This is a genomic window from Streptomyces sp. NPDC050085, assembly GCF_044460595.1.
Taxonomy (GTDB): domain Bacteria; phylum Actinomycetota; class Actinomycetes; order Streptomycetales; family Streptomycetaceae; genus Streptomyces.
The window spans coordinates 45,865-64,335 of sequence record NZ_JBITJZ010000012.1; the positions used below are offsets into that span (position 1 = coordinate 45,865).

Below are 18,471 nucleotides of genomic sequence, written 5' to 3' on the forward strand. Positions count from 1 at the left end.
TTCGTAGGAGCTCAGTAGTCGACCAGGGCCCCGCAGGAGACGTTCACGGTCGCGGACGTCATCGTGCGGGCCCGGTCGCCGGCCACGAACGCGGCGCCCTCGCCCACGTCGGACAGCGTCGCCGTACGGCCGAGCAGCGTCGACTCGGTCAGCATCTCGACCGGCTCGGCACGGCCGGCGAAGTCCTGAGGGACGCTCTCCGCGTCCACGAACCCGCGTACGGCCGTCTCGTCGAGCGCGCCGATCTGGAAGGCCCCGCGGCTCCCGCCGGTGTCCCTGATCGCGGCAGCGACCCGCTCGACGGCTCCAGCGAGCGTCCCGCGAGAAACACGGAGGCGCGCCTTCCTGGGCGAAGCCCCGGGCCGGTTCGTCCTCCAGGGCCTGCTCTCTGCCTGCGCCGTGCTCACGTCGCGCCGTGGCGCAGCGGGGTGAGCTGCTCGATGTCGTACCGGGCGCGGAGTCGCGCGATCGCCGCGTGGTCCGGCGGCCCGTCCGCGGAGAGGATCTCCAGCAGCTCCTCGAAGTACCGCTCGTGGTCCGGCGGGGGAGAGGCCTGGAAGAACATCTTCGCCGGGACGTCCGTGGGGTTGGCGAACGCGTGCGGGCAGCCCGGCGGCACGACGATCACGGTGCCCGGGGTTGCCCGTACGACCGTGTTCCCCGAAGGGGACTGCCAGCGCTGCCAGTTGTCCGCCGTACGTACGCGCGGCTCGAAGGCGAGCACGTCGAGCTCGCCCTCAAGGACGTAGAACAACTCCTCGCTCCTTGTGTGCACATGAGCGCCGACGTCGAAGCCGGGAGGGACCACGACCTCGAAGCTCGAAGCGATCCGTGAGTGATCGCCGGTGACCTTGAAGGTGACCTCCTGCGCGGCGGTCTGCACGGTGCGGCCGTGGCCGGGCGGCACCAGGAGTCCCTCCGCCGGTGTCAGCGCCGTCATCCGTCCGCCGACCAGGTCACCGGCATCGCCTCCGGCCCGCGGATCAACGCTCCCTTGCGGAAGGGGACTTGTTCGGCGGGCACGGCGAGTCGCAGGCCGGGGAAGCGGTCGAGGAGAGCACCCACCAGCAGTTCGGACTCCAGGCGCGCGAGCATGCCGCCGACGCAATAGTGCGGTCCGAAGCCGAAGGAGACGTGCGGATTCGGCGCCCGGTCGAAGTCGATGAGGTCGGGGTCGGGGAACACGTCGGGGTCGCGATTGGCGGCGAGGTACGACACGTAGACGGGATCCCCCTCGCTGATGCGCACGCCCGCGATGTCGACGTCCTCCAGGGCGATGCGCGACAGGCCGACGGCACTGCGGTGCGGGATGTAGCGCAGCAGTTCGTCGATGGCCTGCGGGCGCAACGCCGGCTCCGCGCGCAGCCGTGCCATGAGGTCGGGGCGGGTGAGCAGGATGTACGTCATGTTGCCGCTGTTGTTGGTCACGGCCTCGCCGCCGATCTGGACGAGCACCGCGAGACCGACCGCCTCGTCCTCGGTGAGCTCGCCCGCGCCGACCGCCGTGCCCAGCAAGGACGTCACGTCCTCGCCCGTCCCGTCGTCGCGTGCGCGGATCATGCGCCCGAAGTAGGCGGACATCTCGTTCTTGGCGCGCTCGCTGACCTCGGCGCCGTGCGCGGACGACAGGATCAGCTGCGTCCAGGTGTGCATCAGGTGCCGGTCGGCCGCGGGTACGCCCATCAGCTCGCAGATCACGGCGATCGGGAAGGGCACAAGGAGCCGCTCGGTGAGGTCCGCGGGCGGGCCGTCGCGCAGGACGCCCGCCACCAGCTCGTCGAGCATCTCCTGCGCGCGCGTGCGCAGCCGCTCGACACCGCGCGCCGTGAACGCCGCCGCCACCGAGCGGCGCAGCCGGGTGTGGTCAGGAGGGTCCGCGAAGCCGACGGCGCCCGCCTGGGGGATGAAGTGCGGTGCCAGACGCGTGACTTGACGGCCGACCACGGCCTCGCGGCTGAACCGCGAGTCGTTGGTCACCGTGCGCACGTCCTCGTACCGCGTCACCAGCCACGCCCAGCCCTCGCCGTTGGGCAGCTGGATGCGTGTCACCGGGCCCTCGTCCATCAGCCGGGCCAGGACCGGGTCGAAGTCGACGCCGTGGAGGTCCAGAGCGGGCCACTGGCGGACCGGCGGGCGTGTGGTGGTGTCCTCGGTCATACGGGGGTCTCCGCGAGCTGTGAGGGGTCGTCCTGGCGGCTCCAGCGGCCCAGCGACATCTCCGCGGTGATCCCGGGACCGAAACCGGCGAGCAGGCCGCGTGCCGTGTGGTGCGCGCCGCCCTCGTCGAACATCCGGCGCAGCGCGTCGAGCACCACGGCGCTCGCGATGTTGCCGTACTCCGTGAGCGTGGCCCTGCTGAACCGGAAGGCGTCCGGCGGTACTTGAAGGAACTTGCTGAGGTCGTCAAGGATGCGCGGACCACCGGCGTGAATGATGTAGAAGTCCAGCTCCGAGGCGTTCCAGCCGTGCAGTCCCGCCAGCTGCTTGAGCGCCGGGGCGAGCGGCTCCATCGTGGTCGGCACGCGCTTGTCGAGCATGAAGTGGAAGCCCGTGGCGCGCACGTCGTACGCGATCCAGTCCTCGGTCTTGGGGATGAGATACGAGCCGTTGCGCTCGAGCGTGATGCCCGTGCCACCGCGGCCGCGCACCACGGCGGCGGCCACGCCGTCCCCGAACAGCCCGTTCGACAGGAGCGAGCCGATGCCCAGGTCGGTGGGCTGGTAGCACAGCGAGCAGAACTCGCAGGCCACGATCAGCGCGTTCGCCTCCGGGTAGGCGGTACAGAAGTCGTGCGCCCGGTTCACCGCCGCGCCGCCCGCCGCACAGCCCAGCTGGGCTATGGGTATCTGGCGGGTGTCGCTGGAGAAGTCCATCTCGTTGATCAGCCACGCGGTCAGCGACGGCATCATGAAGCCGGTGCACGAGACGTAGATGATCACGCCGATGTCCTTGGCGCGCAGGCCCGCGTCGTCCAGCGCGCGGCGGACCACGGCCGGCACCCGGGCCTTGGCCTCCGCCTCGTAGAGGCTGTTGCGGTCCTCGAAGCCCGGGTGCTTCAGCGTCTCCTCGATGGGCTGCACGATGTGCCGTGTGCGTACCCCCGTGTTCTCGATGAGGCGCAGTGCCAGCGGGAGTTGGGGGTGATCGGCGTGGTGGGAGCGGGCCAGAGCGAGTGTCTCCTCCATGGTGATGACATGTTCCGGTACGGAGACAGCGGGTCTGCACAAAGTCGCCATGAGCCTGCGCCTTCTGGTCGCCCCCCGATTGAAGGGTGCCTCCCTTGATGAAGGGAGGTTCACCTACGATCACCCGCCGCGCGCCGTTCGTCCCGTCGGACTACTCCATGCCGGTCGCGCGGCGGGCTCGCGGGCGCTACTCCTCGTCGGTTCCCAGGGCCGTGGCCAGGGCTGCCGCCGGATCGGACGCGGCCGGTCCCGCGGGGGACCAGCGGCCCCTCTCCTTGCGGTAGGGCCACCAGCGGCCGTCGCGGCCGAGGCGCAGCTGGGCGTCCCGGCCCACGACCGTCCAGCGGTCACGGGAGGACTTGAGAGCGGGCTGTTCGTCGGGCTCCCAGGCCGCTTCGAGCGCGGCACGCGCGCGTGCCGCTGCTTCCGCGTCCGGCGTCCACTCCTCCTCCAGGACGGCGAGGGCGGGCGCACCACCCTGCTCCCAGGCGCGCGCGGCCAGTGCCAGGCCCTCTCGGTCCCGCCCCGACCCCTGGGCGAGCCGGGCGGCGATGTGTGGCTCGGGAGAAGCCGCGGCCAGGCGTACGGCGTCCTGCGACGGGGTGGGCTCCGGCCGGGCGGGACGCAGTTCGTGTCCGGCGGCCAGGGCGTCCGCGAGCAGCCGGTGTGCCTCCACCGCGGCCTGCGCGGCCAGGAACTCCAGCGCCGCGACGTCCGTGTCCGCCGGTGGTGGCGTCTCCGTGTCGAGCGACGGCGGCAGGCCGGGCCCGTCGGGAAGCGCGGGTGGTTGCGGCAGGGGCGGCAGCACCAGGGCGGACGCGTACGCCTCCGTGGCGTCCACGCCCTCGGCCTCCTCGGGCGGCGCGGCCACCGGCTCGGCGCGTGCGGCACTGCGCACCTGAAGCTCGTCGAGCAGCGCCCGCTCACCGCGGCCGCGCAGCAGGAGCAGTACGAACGGATCCTGGTCGAGCAGCCGGGCCAGCTGATAGCTCAGGGCGGTCGTGTGCGCGCAGTGGTCCCAGGCCTCGCAGTCGCAGTGCGGCTCCAAGTCGCCGATTCCCGGCAGGAGTTCCACGCCTGCGGCCGCGGCGTCCTCCACCAGGTGCGGCGGCATGTCGCGGTCCAGAAGGGCCGCGATGTGTCCCGCCCGCTCGACGGCCATCCCGAGGAAGCGGTCCCAGTCGTCCTCGTCGAGCCGCTGCAGCACCACGTCCGCCCGGTGCCGGACGCCGCGGCGGTCCTGCACCAGCGCGGTGATGCGCCCCGGGCGGACCGAGATGGCGCCGACCGCTCCCGCGCGGGCCAGCGCGCGGCCCGCCTTGAGCTGCCGCAGTTCGAGAGCAGTGTCCTCCAGGGCCTTCAGCCAGGCCTGCCCCCACCACGTCTGCGCGAAGCCCCGGCCTGCCGCGGGCGGCAGCGCCGCGAACGTGCGCTCTTCGGAGTCCTCGCCCATGGGCGCGTCGTCGTACTCGTCATACAGGTCACTCATCGGGCGCCCCCTCGCAGCTCGACCAGATCGGCCAGATCGGCATCGCTCAGTTCGGTCAGTGCCGCCTCGCCCGAGCCGAGCACCGCGTCCGCCAACTCCCGCTTGCGCAGCAGCATGTCGGCGATGCGGTCCTCGATGGTGCCTTCGGCGATGAGCCGGTGCACCTGCACCGGCCGGGTCTGCCCGATGCGGTACGCGCGGTCGGTGGCCTGTGCCTCCACGGCCGGGTTCCACCAGCGGTCGTAGTGCACCACGTGCTCCGCGCGCGTGAGGTTGAGACCGGTGCCCGCCGCCTTCAAGGAGAGCAGGAACACGGGGACGTCACCGTTCTGGAAGCGCTCCACCATCGTCTCGCGCTGGGCGACCGGAGTACCTCCGTGCAAGAACTGCCTGCCGACACCCCGGTCCGCGAGATGGCGCTCCACGAGGCGCGCCATCTGCACGTACTGGGTGAAGACCAGGACGCTCGCGCCCTCGGCCAGAATGGTGTCCAGCAGTTCGTCGAGCAGCTCGAGCTTGCCCGAGCGGCCGACGATCCGGGGGGCGTCCTCCTTCAGGTACTGCGCCGGGTGGTTGCAGATCTGCTTGAGGGCCGTCAGCAGCTTCACGATCAGGCCGCGCCGTTCGAAACCGTCCGCCCCGGAGATCTCCGCGAGCGTCTCGCGCACCACCGCCTCGTAGAGCCCCGTCTGCTCCTTGGTCAGCGACACGGCCCGGTCGGTCTCGGTCTTGGGCGGGAGTTCGGGGGCGATGCCGGGATCCGACTTGCGGCGCCGCAACAGGAAAGGGCGCACGAGCTTCGCCAGGCGTTCCGCCGCGGCCGGGTCCTTGCCCGACTCGACGGCCTGCGCATAGCGCGTGCGGAAGGTGCCGAGCCGACCGAGCAGGCCGGGGGTGGTCCAGTCGAGGATCGCCCACAGCTCGGAGAGGTTGTTCTCGACCGGGGTGCCGGTGAGCGCCACGCGCGCGCGGGCGCCGATGGTGCGCAGTTCCTTGGCTGTCGCCGAGTACGGGTTCTTCACATGCTGGGCCTCGTCGGTGACCACCATCCCCCAGGCGGTACCGGCCAGTTGGGCGGCATCCAGGCGCATGGTCCCGTACGTCGTGAGGACGAACTCCCCGTCGGCCAGGCCATCCAGGGAGCGGCGTCCGCCGTGGAAGCGGCGTACGGCAGTGCCTGGTGCGAACCTCTCGATCTCGCGCTGCCAGTTGCCCATGAGGGACGTGGGACACACCACGAGGGTGGGGCCGGATGTCTCGGAGGCGGTCTGCCGGTGCAGGTGCAGGGCGATCAGCGTGATCGTCTTGCCGAGGCCCATGTCGTCGGCGAGGCAGGCGCCCAGGCCGAGCGACGTCATGCGGGCCAGCCAGTTCAGACCGCGCAGCTGGTAGTCGCGCAGCTCGGCGGCGAGCGCGGCGGGCTGCCCGACCGGGTCCATCCCCTCGGGGTCCGCGAGACGGTCCCTGAGGCCCGTCAGCCAGCCGGTGGGCCGCACCTCGACCTGGCGGCCGTCGATCTCGGTGGAGCCCGTGAGAACGGCGCTCAGCGCGTCGACCGGCGTGACCTTGCGGTCCTGATGGGTGCGGGCGTGGCGGGCCTGCTCCGGGTCGACGAGCACCCATTGGTCGCGCAGCCGCACCACGGGGCGGTTCGCCTCGGCGAGCCGGTCCAGTTCCGCGCGGCTCAACTCCTGGTCGCCCAGGGCGAACGACCAGTCGAAGGCCAGCAGCGCGTCGGCGGACAGGAATGACGGAGCGTCCGAGGAGAAGGCGTCGGGGCCGTCGCCCTCGGGCGGGCCGATCACCGCCCGGGCCGTCAGCTTGCGGGCCATCTCCCGCGGCCAGTGCACCTCGACGCCTGCTGCGGACAACGCGCGCATGCCCGGTCCGAGCAGGTCGGTGACCTCGTCGTCGGCCAGCTCCACCGCGTCCGGGACGGAGGCCGAGAGCAGCGGGGTGAGGGGTGACCACGCGCGTGCCGCGCGGCGCAGCGCCAGGAGCGCGTCCATCCTGGCCGGCGCCCCGAACGCCGTGCCGGACGGCCCCGTGCCCGCCCAGACCTCGGCCGCGTCCGCGACCAGCGCGGGGTCGCTGACGCTGTGCATCTGCAGCACGGCGCGGAACGGGAGACGGGTCTCGCCGTCCGTGACCTGTGCGAGCCCGGGGATCTCCACGCGCAGGGAGATCCGCACCCCGGCGTCGTGCCCGGACGCGACGTCGGCCGCCCACGCGCGCAGCCCGGGCGCCTGCCGCGGCTCCCGGGCCGCGAACGCCGGTCCCGAAGCGGCGAGTTCGGCGCCGGGGGAGCGCGGCAGGGTGTCGGCCACCGCGTCGAGAAAGACGCGCAGCAGCCGCTCGGGTGCGTGCAGCCGGGGAGGTTCGTGACCGTCCAGCGGGACCGCGTGTGCCTCGGGCGGCATCGCGGCGGCCAGCTCCCGGATCCGCTCCACGTCCTCGGGCCGCAGCGGCCCGGCGCGCCACGCGTCGTACTCGTCGACGCTCAGGCCGGGCAACAGCAGCCCCCGCGCGGCCAGTTGGAGGGCCAGCAGCGAGGCCGCGCCCCAGAAGGCGGCTGTCGCGTCGGCCCGAGCGGCCGCCCGCGCGCGCGTGAGCACCGGCAGGGCGGCCCGCACGGGCAGCGCCACGGCGGTGACCGTCACCACCTCGACGCCGTCGTCGCCGGGCAGTGCCAGAGGCAGCTCGATACGCGTGCCCGCTGCCACGAGGGGCGGCTCGCTGCCGTCGGCACACCAGAAGGCGACGGCCGAGGTGCGCGCCGGGTCGCCGGGTGTGAACACCGCACAGCAGCGGGCGAGTTCGGAGGTCTCTGCGGGGGTGGGTGCGGGACGCATGTGTTCGGAGATGGCAGCTTCCTCGTATTCCTCAATTTTGACTACTCGCCCTGGAGTCGGCGAGGGTACACCCCCGCGAAGGCCGAACGGACCCGATCGAGTCGTGATCCGGATCACTCGACCCTTAAGGGTGTGGCTAGCACCCCTGTCGAGGAGGGCTGGCCCCCTTCCGCAGCCGGGTGGTGGCGCCATGGCCCGCCAAGGCCCCTGGTCCATAGGTTTTTTGAGGCCGGGCCGACGCGTCGCCCGCCGTATCGCCCTCACCCTTCACAGACCGGAGAACTGCCATGGCCCTGGCTGTCGGAACCCTGCCGGAACACGCCACAGGAACCGTCGCACGGCCCTCCCCACCCGAAGGGGGAAGCGAGTTCACGCCGCTGTTGCGCGACATCAAGGGCCAGGGCCTGCTCGAGCGGCGCACCGGCTGGTACGTGCGCACCATCGCCGTCAACGCGCTCTGCCTGGCCGCGGTCGTCACCGGGATGGCGCTCATCGGCGGCTCCTGGTGGGTTCTCGCCCTCGCGCCCCTGCTGGCCGTCCTCGGTGCCCGCACGGCGTTCATCGGGCACGACGCCGGGCACGCGCAGATCACCGGCAATCGCACCGTGAGCCGCGTGATCGGCCTCATCCACGGCAACCTGCTGCTGGGCATGAGCTACGGCTGGTGGAACGACAAGCACAACCGGCACCACGCCAACCCGAACCACATCGAGAAGGATCCCGACGTCGCCGCCGACGTCCTCGTGTTCACGAGTAAGCAGGCCGCCACGCGCGTGGGCTTCCGCGGCTGGCTCACCCGGCACCAGGCCTGGCTCTTCTTCCCGCTCACCCTGCTCGAAGGCCTCGCCCTGAAGATGTACGGCTTCCAGGACCTGCGCCGGCAGAGCCCCCGTGAACGCCGGGTGGAGGGCAGCCTCCTCGTCGCGCATGTCGTCGGCTACGTCGCACTGCTGCTGACCACCATGCCGCTCGGCCACGCCCTTGCCTTCGCCGCGCTGCACCAGGCCCTGTTCGGGCTGCACCTGGGGATGGCCTTCGCCCCCAACCACAAGGGCATGGAGATGCCCGACCCCGACGGCGACAAGTGGGGCCACCTGCGCCGCCAGGTCCTCACCTCGCGCAACATCAAGGGCGGCGCGCTGACCGACTGGTTCCTCGGTGGGCTCAACTACCAGATCGAGCACCACCTGTTCCCGAGCATGCCCCGGCCCCATCTGCGCCTCGCGCAACCCATGGTGAAGGCGCACTGCCGCCAGGTGGGCATCCCCTTCGTGGAGACCGGCCTCGTCGACTCCTATCGGCAGGCGCTGCGCCACATGTATGAAGTGGGGGAACCGCTGCGGGCCGACATCTGAGGTACTTCCCGACGGCGGTACCTCGGCCCGGAGGTGTCTCGGGGGTGCGGGATCAGGGTCGAATCAGGGTCGCGTGCCGGAACCGTGGACGCCGTGGGCCCGTTTCTCACAGCAGAGGCGAGTTCGTCCCAACCCAGCCGAGGGCGGGCCGCCCCGAAGGAGGCCACACACATGTCGAAGAACGCGAAGATCGCCGCGGGAGGCGTGGCGGCCGGAATCATCCTCTGGATCTGGCTGCCGTGGTGGGCGGCCCTGCTCATCGTCCTGGGCGTGCCCACCGCGGCATACCTGACCCTCGACCCCTCGCAGCGCCGCCGGCTCCGCCGCGTCACGCGCAAGGAGCTCGGCCGCTGAGAGACCTCCGGAGCCGGCGAGACGCCCGGCCGGGGCCCTGGAGGCGTCTCCGGAGCTCTCAGGAGCCGGGGGTCCCTAAGAGGTCCGCACGGAGCACGAGTTGACGACATCACCGCCCGCGGGCCGTCCGACGGCACGGTCCGCGGGCGGTTCCACGTCGCTCTCCACCCAGCGGGTGAGGATGTCGAAGGCGTCCCGGTAGCACGGCAGGATCGGCCGCAGCCGGTCCGGATGGGTGTCGTACAGACCGTCGGTGTGACTGCCGCCCCGGATCGTGTACGTGCGATGCAGGGAGCCGCGGCCCTGCGCGGAGGTCATGCGCGCGTACACGTCGGCGTCCGTCGCGATCGGCAACAGCGTGTCCAGGTCTCCCTGCAGGGTGAGCAGCGGTTTGCCGATGCGTCCGGTGAGGGCCACGCGCGCGACGGCCCGGTGCACCGACGCAGGGCGTGCCGCGTAGTCGTACGCGGCGTCGGACGTGCAGGGGGCGAGGATCTCCTCCGTCGTCGAACCGGCCGACGTACCGGGGCAGTCGGCGTCGTACGCCGGGTCAAACTCGGCGCGGTACACCTTTTGTGTGAGTCCCCAGTAGGCCTTCTGGTGATACGGCCACAGGAACTCCGAGCCGGGTGCGAAACCGGCCGCATACATGTCGCCCGCCGAGGCCTCGCCCCGTCCGTAGGCCACGGCCGTGGGCAAGGAGGTCAGCAGGTTCGGGCCGTCCGCCGTCCACAGGACGCCCTCCCAGTCGACCCCGCCGTCGTACAGCTCCGGATGGTTCTCCAACTGCCGGCGGGTCAGGTAGCCCGCGTTGGAGATGCCCGTCATGTACGTGCGGCGCGGCGCACGGCCGTAGCGTCCGGCGACGGCCCTCTTGGCGGCCCGGGTGAGCTGCGTGGTGCGGGAGTTCCACTCGGCGACGGCCCCGCCGGGACGGGTGCCGTCCCGGTAGAAGTCCGGGCCCGTGTTGCCCTTGTCCGTCGCCGCGTACGCGTAGCCCTCGGCGAGCACGCGGTCGGAGATGGCCTGATCGGTGGCGTACTGCTTGCGGTTGCCGGGCGACGCGGTCACCACGAGCCCGCCGTTCCAGTGGTCGGGCATCCGGATCACGAACTGGGCGTCGTGGTTCCAGCCGTGGGTCGCGTTCGTGTGTGAGTCGTCCCGGAAGTAGCCGTCGATCTGCAGCCCGGGGACGCCGGACGGGCTGCGGGTGCCCTTGGCCGTCAAGCCGGCCTGATCGGCGGTGTCGGTGTACCGGGTGCCCGCGAGACCGGCGGTCGTCAGATCGGCCAGACAGGCCCGCTCCTGGAACTGCGCACCCGGCACGCGCGCGTGCGCCTGACGCGCGCAAGGGACCCCGTGCGGCGCGGCCGCATTCGCCGCCTGCGGCCCAGAAGCGGCCAGTGCCACGAGTGCTGTGGCCAACAGGGGGACGGATCTGGGCGTACGCATGGATGAGCCTCCTCGAAGTGGCGGGAAGAGGCCTCATCGTCGAGGGGGAACCCGGGCTCCTCCATGGGGCGGGACCACATGGAGGACGAACGCCCTGTGTGGGGGCGGCGGTTCAGGCCGGGCGTACGGCCATCTTGTCGAGTGCTTCGAGAAGGCCGGGCAGTTCGGGTCCACGGCCCACGGGCAGCACCTCGCCGGGTTCGTCGTCGAGCAGGATGAAGGCGATGTCGTCCGTACGTGCCACCATCGACCAGCCCGGACCGTCGGCGCGCAGGGTCCGAGCGTCGCCCGACGCGAACGCGGACCGCACCCGCCCCAGCGGCGGCGGAGCGTCCACATAGGCACGCGCCTCGGCGAGGACGCGCCGGACGCCCTGGTGCGAACTGCCCGCGGCGGGCGGCTCCTCGGCCTTGTCGGCGCCTTCCTGGGGCGCCTGGGCGGCGGCCTGCGTGACGAACTCGGCATCGTCGATCTGCTCGCGCCACACGGCCCACTGGAGCGCTATCTCGTCCGCCCCCAGGCGCCGCTGTGCCGGACCCCACGTCTGCGTGTCCGGCGGGCACAGGGGCGGCATGTCGGCGGTCTCCGGGTCGGGTGCGGGGTCGTGCGGCGCGGGGACCCCGGGCGCCGCCACCGCGAGCGCGAGCGGCCAGCCCGGCAGGGCGGCGACCATGCTGTCCTCGTCGGGGGACAACGCGTACTCCATGCCGCAGTCCCACGAGGCGATCGCCACGGCCACCAGCGACACGTCATCGACGACGACCGTCCAGCGCGCACCCTCCGCGTCCTGGCCGAGCACCAGGCCGTAGCCGTCGGCCAGCGGAGCGAGCCCCAGCGCGGCACACGCCTCGGGGTAGTCGTCGCCGAGCACGCTCGGGAACTTCGCGGGGGTCAACAACACCGCCGTCAGTACGTACAGCGCGTCGTCCCCTGCGACGACGGCGTCGTCCGTCCCGGTCATGCCAGCCTCCCCTGAGATCAATCCGTCGGCGCGACCTTAGCCACTCGCGTACGACCCCGTACAGGGGCGATGACCAGGAAAGGCAATGGTCGTCCGGGGTGTGTACGCCGACGGTGGACGGCATGTCGACGTCCCGTGTGCACTTTGTGTGCTTCGCCTGGTGGGTCTCGTTCGCACAGGCGGGCTTTCACCGGCTCTTCCGAACTCCTCCGGGCTCTCGGCTCTTCCGGGCTTCCGAGCGCTTCCGGGCTTCCGAGCGCTTCCGGGCTTACGGGCGCGTACGACGCGGCGTGCGCGCCCGCTGCGATGCGCCGACCCGACCTCAGGCCGCGGGCAGGCCGAGGAGGCTGCGCGCCACGACCCGGGGCGACTCGTCCCGTTCCCGGGCGAGGGCGATGAGTGCCCGGCACGCCAACTCGTTGACGCCGAAGACCAGTGCGCTCGGCTCCACCCAGCCCGCGGCTTCCTCGAGGCGTTCCTGGTCGTCCTCCACGCACGCCGTCACATACGTCGCCGCCGCCTCGAAGAGGTTGTGCGGACGCCGCCGGTCGGCAGTCTGCCCGTCGGCGCGGCGGGCGGCGCGCTCGCCCTTTCTCGGCCGTTCTTCATGACGCGCGACCTTCTTGCGCCAGGCACTCCACGTCTTGCGGACTCTGCTGAGCATCACGTGTCACCGTCCCCCTGTCGATGTCCCCCGTGTCGTCATCGACCGCGCAACGTCCTTTGCCCGTCGTGCAGTTGAACCCATGGTGGCAGAAGGAGGCGTCCGTCAGACCCGCCCGAGCCGGGCCCGGAGAAGAGTCAGCAGCCGTCCGCTTCCAGGTCCTTGAGCGTGGCGCGCAGCCAGGAGAGCTCGGCGCGGCTCGTGGCCCGCGCGATGGTGAGGATGCCCCGTCGGAACGGATCGCCCAACTCCTCTGCGCGCAGCGGGCGTCCACCTTCGTAGAAGAAGCTCGCGGGCTCCTCCAGGAAGTCGAGTCTGCGCTGCAGTACGTCCGCCTGATCCTGCGGGTCCTCGAGGTGGCGCAGGAACGCGAGCACGGTGAACCAGCGGTTCTCGTCGGTGATGTCGGACCGGGCCGGCTCGCGCAGCCTGCGACGGAGTTCCAGGCGCCCCTCCTTGGTCAGGCTCAGCACGTGCCGCGGCGCGGCGACCGCTCCCGGCTGTGTCTCGCGCGCCAGGAGGCCCGCCTTCTCCAGACGTTTGATCGCGGGATACAGGGTGCTCTCGGCGACCGGTCGCACGTGACCGGTCAGTGCCGTGATGCGTTTGCGCAGCTCATAGCCGTGCAGCGGTGCGTCGTAGAGGAATCCGAGGATGGCCAGCTCCAGCATTCCTTGATTGTGGCCTACGGGGTCGACTCCGCAGTACATCGTTGACGTAGTACTACGTGACCGATGTATTGTCGCGGCGACGGCTGAGCAGACAGTGCGAACAGGGAGGGCGTCATGCGACAGGCATGCTTCGACACGGCGGGCAGTCACATTCGGTGGACCGAAGCGGCGGGTCATGAACCGGCGCGGGTCTATGTCCACGGGCTCGGATCCGCCTCGACGGTGTACCACGCGCACATCGCGGCCCGGCCCGAACTGGCGGGGCGGCGCTCGCTGTTCGTCGATCTGCCGGGCCATGGCATCAGCGACCGCCCGGCCGGCTTCGGCTACACGCTGGAGGAGCATGCCGATGCCCTGGCCGTGGCGCTCGACGCGGCGGAGGTGAGCGGGGCGGAGATCGTGGGGCACAGCATGGGCGGCGCGGTGGCGATCGTCCTCGCGCACCGGCGGGCCGACCTCGTGTCGCGTCTCGTCGTCACCGAGGGGAACCTCGATCCGCATCCGCAGCCCACGGCGGGCAGCAGTGGAATCGCGGCCTATGAAGAAGACGCGTACGTGCAGGGCGGGGGCCACGCGCGCGTACTGGCGAAAGTCGGTCCGCTGTGGGCCGCCACCATGCGTCTCGCCGACCCGCTCGCCCTGCACCGGAGCGCGATGGGTCTCGTCCGTGGAACCCACCCCACCATGCGCCGGATGCTGACAGACCTGAAGGTCGAGCGGGTGTACCTCCAAGGTGCGCTCAGCGGTGAACTCCCGGGCAGGGACGGTCTGGTGGCGGCGGGCGTCGAGGTCATCGACGTGCCGGACGCGGGGCACAACGTCATGTTCGACGCCCCGGACGCCTTCGCGAGGGCCGTCCGGGGGTAGCGGGAGCGGACGGCGGTGACGTCAGTCCTCGCGCACCGCGAGCGCCAGGAAGCGTGCGTCCTCGTCCACGTACGACTCCATGCGCCAGCCCGAACCGGCGAGCAGCGGGCGCAGGCGGGGCTCCGCCCTCAGGTCGTCCGGAGTGATCTGCCGCCCCTGGCGCGCGGCGAGGGCCGCGCGCCCGATGGGGTGGAAGAGCGCGAGCAGTCCGCCCGGGCGCACCACGCGCGCCAACTCCCGCAGATTCTCCGCCGGTTGCGGCAGGTGCGAGATGAGGCCGGCGCCGAACACCGCGTCCAGCGCTGCCGTGCGCAGCGGCAGTCTCGACACGTCCGTGCGCAGCAACTGCCCCTCGCGGCCGCGGCCCGCCCGCACGGCGGCCGCCAGCATGGCCTCGGTCAGATCCGCGCCGAGGACGACTCCCGAAGGGCCCACGGCGGCGCGCAGTGGTGGCAGCGCGCGGCCGGTGCCGCAGCCCGCGTCGAGCACACGGCTGCCCGGGCGCAGCCCCAGTGCCGCCACGGCGGCCTCGTAGGCCGGGCCGTCGTCAGGGAAGCGGGAGTCCCAGTCGGCGGCCCTGGCCGCGAAGAACTCCTGCACACGTGTGGGGTCATCGCTCATGCGCTCCATGATTGCGCAGCGCACCGACAACCCGTGCGGCACCTGTGGGGGACATCGGGTCGAAACGTCCCTGTCCGAACCGAAACCGTCGTATGCCCGTGCGGTGCACACGTTCGAGCCTGACGCGGTCGTTCAGAAGCGTATTGCTGTCAGATTCCAGCAGCTTTCGAAATGCGCCCCTGGTGTGCGCCCCCACCGCGACTAGCTTCCCGGGCCATGGGACACCTGGACCACGCCACCTACGGCTGGCTTACGCCCGTGCTGTCGTACGTGATGGCCTGCATCGGCGCGGCACTCGGACTGCGCTGCACCGTGCGCGCCCTGAACGCGACGGGACGGGCCCGCCGCAACTGGCTCGTGACCGCGGCCTCCGCCATCGGCACCGGCATCTGGACGATGCACTTCGTCGCCATGCTCGGCTTCGGTGTCACCGGTACCGAGATCCGCTACAACGTGCCGCTGACCATCCTGAGCCTCGTCGTCGCCGTGGTCGTCGTCGGCATCGGGGTCTTCGCCGTCGGCTACGGCCACGACCGGGTGCGCGCCCTCGTCCTGGGGGGCCTCACGACCGGTCTCGGCGTGGCCAGCATGCACTACCTCGGGATGGCCGCCCTGCGCCTGCACGGACACGTCGGCTACGACCCCCTGCTCGTCGCGCTCTCCGTGGTGATCGCCGTCGTCGCCGCGACCGCGGCCCTGTGGGCCGGCCTCAACATCAAGTCGCCTGCGGCCGTCGCCGTCGCCTCGCTCGTGATGGGCGGCGCCGTCAGCAGCATGCACTACACCGGAATGATGGCCGTGAGTGTGCGGGTCGCGCCCTCGTCGGCCGTACTGCCCGGGGCGACGGCGATGCAGTTCATCTTTCCCCTCGCCGTGGGACTCGGTTCCTACCTCTTCCTGACCTCGGCGTTCGTCGCGCTTTCCCCGAGCGCGGACGAAAGCGAGGCCTCCGCGGCTGTCGCCCCCCTGCCCGAGGAGAGCCTGGCCCGTTGACGGACCTGCGCCGACCCCGCCCCAGACCCCGGATCGAGGAGGCCATGCGCCCGCCGCTCCGCACCACGCCCAGCTCCGATCCACCACAGATGCCGCCGCCCCCGGCGCGTGGCCGCCGCGCCCACGCCGGGCCGCCCGCCGAGGAGGACCCCACAGGCACGGCGACCGCCCGGAGCGTGGCACCCCCGCGCGCGGGACGCAGGAGCCTGCGCCCCCGCACCGTCCGGGCCAAGATCGTCTGCCTGCTCATGGTGCCGGTCGTCTCCCTGCTCGCCCTGTGGGCCTACGCCACCGTCAGCACGGCACAGGACGTCGCCCGGCTCACCCAACTGCAGCGCGTGGACCGCTCGGTACGCGCCCCGGTGGCAGCCGCGGTCGCGGCTCTCCAGACGGAGCGCACCGCAGCCGTCGCCTACGCCACGGAGCCCGCTCCCGCCCGCGGCGACGACCTCAAGAGGCTGGCGGCCGCCACCGACCGAGCCGTGGCCGCTCTGCGCGTCGACAGGACCCACACGGTCGCCGACGGCGCCGACCTGCCGGCAGGAGTGGCAGGACGGCTGGGCAGTTTCGTCACCGACGCCGAGCGGCTGCGGACCGTACGCACCGCTGTCCTGGAACGGCACGCGGGCTGGGACACCGCGTACGGGCAGTACACCAGGACCATCGGGAGTGCCTACAAGGTGAGCGGAGCACTCACCGCCATCCAGGACAGTGAACTCGGCTCCGACGCGCGCGTACTGCTCGAATTCGGCCGCTCGGGCGAGATGCTCGCCCGTGAGGACGCCGTCCTCACCAGCGCCCGTCTCGCAGCCGCGCTGGAGGGCGAACGGCTCCGGCTGTTCACCGGCGCCGTCGACACCCGAAGGACCCTCGCCGACGCAGCCGCGGCCGATCTGCGGGGACCCGAACGAGCCGCCTGGAACCACCTCGTGGAGGGGAGTGCGTACGGCGACGTGCGCGCCGTCGAGGACCGGACGCTCATCGCGCAGCCCGGCCGCAAGGCACTGGCCGCGGCACCCGCGGACACCTGGGACACGGCGCACAGGGCCGTGCAGGACGGCATGCGGGCCATTGCGGCGGACGCCGCACGCAGTGCCGCGGACCGGGCCGACCCGGTCACCCGAGGACTGGTGTCACCCGCGGGAGCGGCCGTTCTGTTCGGGCTCGTGGCCGTCGCCGCCTCCCTCGTCATCTCCGTCCGGATCGGCCGCGGCCTCGTCGTCGAACTGGTCAGCCTGCGCAACACCGCGCTGGAGATCGCAGGACGCAAACTTCCGCACGCCATGCGGAAACTGCGGGCCGGCGAGGAGATCGACGTACAGGAGGAGGCACCGCAAGGGCCGCCCGCGGAGGACGAGACCGGCCAGGTGTCCGAAGCCCTCACCACCGTGCACCGCGCGGCCCTGCGCGCCGCCGTCGAGCGCGCCGAGCTCGCCAGCGGCATCTCCGGGGTCTTCGTGAACCTGGCCCGGCGCAGCCAGGTCCTCGTCCACCGGCAGCTCGGACTCCTCGACACGATGGAGCGCAGGGCCGAGGACCCGAACGAACTCGGCGACCTGTTCCGCCTCGACCACCTGACGACCCGTATGCGCCGGCACGCCGAGAGCCTGATCATCCTCTCGGGAGCCGCGCCCGGCAGGGCCTGGCGGATGCCCGTCCCGCTGACGAACGTCGTACGGGCAGCCGTCTCCGAGATCGAGGACTACGCGCGCGTGGAGGTGCGTCAGCTCGCAGCGGCCAACGTCACGGGCGCCGCTGTCGCCGACCTCACCCACCTGGTGGCCGAACTCGTCGAGAACGCCGCCCAGTTCTCACCCCCGCACACCAAGGTGCGCATCAGCGGCGAGCCCGTCGGCAACGGGTACGCGATCGAGATCGAGGACCGCGGCCTCGGCATGGGCAAGGAGACCCTCGCCGACGCGAATCACCGCATCGCGCACTCCGAGGCGCTCGACCTCTTCGACAGCGACCGTCTCGGCCTCTTCGTGGTCAGCCGGCTCGCCGAGCGTCACGGCATCAAGGTGCACCTGCGCACCTCGCCCTACGGAGGCACCACCGCTGTCGTCCTGCTGCCCACCTCCTTGTTGCACAAGGACGGTGCTCTGCAGGCCGGCAGCGAGCCCCCACCGTCCGAAGAGCGGCAGCGCCACTACGTGCGCGCGCCCGAGCCCGAAGCAGCGCCCATGAACGGTCACTCCGTCCCCGCACCGGCCCCACGCCCCGCGCTCGCGCCCTCGGCGGGCCCCGACCGGCAGGAGGCCGAGGAGACCGCGCACCCACCGGGCGTCACCGCCCTGCGGTTGCGCAAGCAGGCGGTCACGGAGCAGGAAGAGGTCCCCGACGGGGACGGGCTCCCGCGCCGGGTACGCCAGGCGCACCTCGCACCCCAGCTGCGCGAGCGCCCCGCCGCACCGGCAGCACCCGTGCGCGTGACGGAGCCCGGCGACCGCACCCCCGAACAGGTCCGGGCCCGTATGGCGTCCTTCCGGGACGGCTGGGTCAGAGGCGGCGGACGCCCGCCCGGCAGCGACAGCAATGAAGGAGACCTCACATGATCAAGGAACCGACCACGACCCAGGGCACGCCCCACGGCTCGGGTGAACTCGACTGGCTCCTTGACGACTTGGTGCTCCGCGTCCCCGAACTGCGGCACGCCGTCGTCCTGTCCAACGACGGTCTGGCCGTCGGCGCCTCCAACGGCCTCGGCCGCGAGGACGCCGAGCACCTGGCCGCCGTCGCCTCCGGGTTCAACAGCCTCGCCAAAGGGACGGGGCGGCACTTCGGCACCGGAGGAGTGCGCCAGACGATGGTCGAGATGGACGACGGCTTTCTCTTCGTGGCCGCCGCGGGCGACGGCTCCTGCCTCGCGGTCCTGAGCGCCGTCACCGCGGACATCGGACTCGTCGCCTACGAGATGGCCCGCCTGGTGAAGCGTGTCGGCGAACACCTCTACACAGCGCCCCGGTTCGCCGGTCACCCGCCCACCGCAGGCTGAGCGGGACGGCCC

17 protein-coding genes are annotated in these 18,471 nt (G+C 71.9%); 6 read left to right on the forward strand and 11 right to left on the reverse strand.

Annotation, left to right across the window (positions count from 1 at the left end):
* Positions 1–11: 11 nt before the first annotated feature.
* The 6 genes from ACIBUY_RS33005 to ACIBUY_RS33030 all read right to left on the reverse strand — a co-directional run bounded on the left by ACIBUY_RS33005 (position 12) and on the right by ACIBUY_RS33030 (position 7,526).
* Entirely contained in the window at positions 12–407 is a 396-nt protein-coding gene (locus ACIBUY_RS33005; protein ID WP_399154555.1) for a hypothetical protein, read from the reverse strand.
* Positions 404–940, reverse strand: coding sequence for a cupin domain-containing protein (locus tag ACIBUY_RS33010; protein ID WP_365572592.1), 537 nt, complete (start codon positions 938–940; stop codon positions 404–406). Before ACIBUY_RS33010 ends, ACIBUY_RS33005 begins: the two co-directional genes overlap by 4 nt.
* On the reverse strand, positions 937–2,157 hold the full coding sequence (locus ACIBUY_RS33015; protein WP_399154556.1) for a cytochrome P450: 1,221 nt from the start codon (positions 2,155–2,157) through the stop codon (positions 937–939). The genes ACIBUY_RS33010 and ACIBUY_RS33015 overlap by 4 nt, the downstream gene beginning before the upstream one ends.
* Positions 2,154–3,236, reverse strand: a complete 1,083-nt coding sequence (locus tag ACIBUY_RS33020) for a type III polyketide synthase (protein WP_365572586.1) — start codon at positions 3,234–3,236, stop codon at positions 2,154–2,156. Before ACIBUY_RS33020 ends, ACIBUY_RS33015 begins: the two co-directional genes overlap by 4 nt.
* Before the next feature lie 136 nt (positions 3,237–3,372).
* Positions 3,373–4,674 carry an SWF or SNF family helicase gene (locus ACIBUY_RS33025; RefSeq protein ID WP_399154557.1) on the reverse strand — a complete coding sequence of 434 codons (1,302 nt, stop codon included), beginning with the start codon at positions 4,672–4,674 and terminating at the stop codon, positions 3,373–3,375.
* Positions 4,671–7,526 carry a DEAD/DEAH box helicase gene (locus ACIBUY_RS33030; RefSeq protein ID WP_399154558.1) on the reverse strand — a complete coding sequence of 952 codons (2,856 nt, stop codon included), beginning with the start codon at positions 7,524–7,526 and terminating at the stop codon, positions 4,671–4,673. Before ACIBUY_RS33030 ends, ACIBUY_RS33025 begins: the two co-directional genes overlap by 4 nt.
* 287 nt (positions 7,527–7,813) lie before the next feature.
* Between ACIBUY_RS33030 and ACIBUY_RS33035 the strand changes: the two genes are divergently transcribed.
* Complete coding sequence (locus ACIBUY_RS33035; RefSeq protein ID WP_399154559.1) at positions 7,814–8,881, forward strand: fatty acid desaturase family protein; 1,068 nt, start codon at positions 7,814–7,816, stop codon at positions 8,879–8,881.
* 171 nt (positions 8,882–9,052) lie between these two features.
* Entirely contained in the window at positions 9,053–9,235 is a 183-nt protein-coding gene (locus tag ACIBUY_RS33040) for a hypothetical protein (protein ID WP_365572574.1), read from the forward strand.
* A gap of 75 nt (positions 9,236–9,310) precedes the next feature.
* On the opposite strand, the gene ACIBUY_RS33045 is transcribed toward ACIBUY_RS33040, so the two are convergent.
* The 4 genes from ACIBUY_RS33045 to ACIBUY_RS33060 form a co-directional block, all read right to left on the reverse strand.
* Entirely contained in the window at positions 9,311–10,687 is a 1,377-nt protein-coding gene (locus ACIBUY_RS33045) for a tannase/feruloyl esterase family alpha/beta hydrolase (protein ID WP_399154560.1), read from the reverse strand.
* Positions 10,688–10,799: 112 nt separating this feature from the next.
* The gene (locus tag ACIBUY_RS33050) at positions 10,800–11,648 is read right to left on the reverse strand and encodes a hypothetical protein (protein WP_365572568.1); all 849 of its coding nucleotides are present in this window, start codon (positions 11,646–11,648) and stop codon (positions 10,800–10,802) included.
* Between the two features lie 322 nt (positions 11,649–11,970).
* Positions 11,971–12,312 (reverse strand): hypothetical protein, encoded by a 342-nt coding sequence (locus tag ACIBUY_RS33055; RefSeq protein ID WP_365572565.1) that lies wholly within the window; start codon positions 12,310–12,312, stop codon positions 11,971–11,973.
* A 137-nt stretch (positions 12,313–12,449) separates the two neighbouring features.
* A complete protein-coding gene (locus tag ACIBUY_RS33060; RefSeq protein ID WP_399154561.1) occupies positions 12,450–12,983 on the reverse strand; it encodes a PadR family transcriptional regulator in 534 nt (177 codons plus the stop codon).
* Positions 12,984–13,097: 114 nt separating this feature from the next.
* On the opposite strand from ACIBUY_RS33060, the gene ACIBUY_RS33065 reads away from it, so the two are divergent.
* Entirely contained in the window at positions 13,098–13,850 is a 753-nt protein-coding gene (locus tag ACIBUY_RS33065) for an alpha/beta fold hydrolase (protein ID WP_399154562.1), read from the forward strand.
* A 21-nt stretch (positions 13,851–13,871) separates the two neighbouring features.
* Here the strand turns inward: ACIBUY_RS33065 and ACIBUY_RS33070 are convergent, their stop codons facing one another.
* The gene (locus ACIBUY_RS33070; RefSeq protein WP_365572556.1) at positions 13,872–14,471 is read right to left on the reverse strand and encodes a methyltransferase domain-containing protein; all 600 of its coding nucleotides are present in this window, start codon (positions 14,469–14,471) and stop codon (positions 13,872–13,874) included.
* Positions 14,472–14,687: 216 nt separating this feature from the next.
* Here ACIBUY_RS33070 and ACIBUY_RS33075 point away from each other — a divergent pair, with 216 nt between their 5' ends.
* Genes ACIBUY_RS33075 through ACIBUY_RS33085 form a run of 3 tightly spaced genes read left to right on the forward strand, consistent with a single transcriptional unit; the run spans position 14,688 to position 18,459 of the window.
* Positions 14,688–15,464, forward strand: a complete 777-nt coding sequence (locus tag ACIBUY_RS33075) for an MHYT domain-containing protein (RefSeq protein WP_399154563.1) — start codon at positions 14,688–14,690, stop codon at positions 15,462–15,464.
* A 44-nt stretch (positions 15,465–15,508) separates the two neighbouring features.
* The gene (locus ACIBUY_RS33080) at positions 15,509–18,019 is read left to right on the forward strand and encodes a nitrate- and nitrite sensing domain-containing protein (protein ID WP_399154564.1); all 2,511 of its coding nucleotides are present in this window, start codon (positions 15,509–15,511) and stop codon (positions 18,017–18,019) included.
* Positions 18,016–18,459, forward strand: coding sequence for a roadblock/LC7 domain-containing protein (locus ACIBUY_RS33085; RefSeq protein ID WP_365572547.1), 444 nt, complete (start codon positions 18,016–18,018; stop codon positions 18,457–18,459). Before ACIBUY_RS33080 ends, ACIBUY_RS33085 begins: the two co-directional genes overlap by 4 nt.
* Positions 18,460–18,471 lie beyond the last annotated feature (12 nt).

Excerpts from the sequence above, each read along its gene's own strand:
- ACIBUY_RS33025 (WP_399154557.1), bottom strand. The coding sequence starts at position 4,674 with ATGAGTGACCTGTATGACGAGTACGACGACGCGCCCATGGGCGAGGAC.
- ACIBUY_RS33050 (WP_365572568.1), bottom strand. The coding sequence starts at position 11,648 with ATGACCGGGACGGACGACGCCGTCGTCGCAGGGGACGACGCGCTGTAC.
- ACIBUY_RS33020 (WP_365572586.1), bottom strand. The coding sequence starts at position 3,236 with ATGGCGACTTTGTGCAGACCCGCTGTCTCCGTACCGGAACATGTCATC.
- ACIBUY_RS33035 (WP_399154559.1), top strand. The coding sequence starts at position 7,814 with ATGGCCCTGGCTGTCGGAACCCTGCCGGAACACGCCACAGGAACCGTC.
- ACIBUY_RS33045 (WP_399154560.1), bottom strand. The coding sequence starts at position 10,687 with ATGCGTACGCCCAGATCCGTCCCCCTGTTGGCCACAGCACTCGTGGCA.
- ACIBUY_RS33060 (WP_399154561.1), bottom strand. The coding sequence starts at position 12,983 with ATGCTGGAGCTGGCCATCCTCGGATTCCTCTACGACGCACCGCTGCAC.
- ACIBUY_RS33040 (WP_365572574.1), top strand. The coding sequence starts at position 9,053 with ATGTCGAAGAACGCGAAGATCGCCGCGGGAGGCGTGGCGGCCGGAATC.
- ACIBUY_RS33065 (WP_399154562.1), top strand. The coding sequence starts at position 13,098 with ATGCGACAGGCATGCTTCGACACGGCGGGCAGTCACATTCGGTGGACC.
- ACIBUY_RS33030 (WP_399154558.1), bottom strand. The coding sequence starts at position 7,526 with ATGCGTCCCGCACCCACCCCCGCAGAGACCTCCGAACTCGCCCGCTGC.
- ACIBUY_RS33085 (WP_365572547.1), top strand. The coding sequence starts at position 18,016 with ATGATCAAGGAACCGACCACGACCCAGGGCACGCCCCACGGCTCGGGT.
- ACIBUY_RS33055 (WP_365572565.1), bottom strand. The coding sequence starts at position 12,312 with ATGCTCAGCAGAGTCCGCAAGACGTGGAGTGCCTGGCGCAAGAAGGTC.
- ACIBUY_RS33070 (WP_365572556.1), bottom strand. The coding sequence starts at position 14,471 with ATGAGCGATGACCCCACACGTGTGCAGGAGTTCTTCGCGGCCAGGGCC.
- ACIBUY_RS33080 (WP_399154564.1), top strand. The coding sequence starts at position 15,509 with ATGCGCCCGCCGCTCCGCACCACGCCCAGCTCCGATCCACCACAGATG.
- ACIBUY_RS33075 (WP_399154563.1), top strand. The coding sequence starts at position 14,688 with ATGGGACACCTGGACCACGCCACCTACGGCTGGCTTACGCCCGTGCTG.
- ACIBUY_RS33015 (WP_399154556.1), bottom strand. The coding sequence starts at position 2,157 with ATGACCGAGGACACCACCACACGCCCGCCGGTCCGCCAGTGGCCCGCT.
- ACIBUY_RS33010 (WP_365572592.1), bottom strand. The coding sequence starts at position 940 with ATGACGGCGCTGACACCGGCGGAGGGACTCCTGGTGCCGCCCGGCCAC.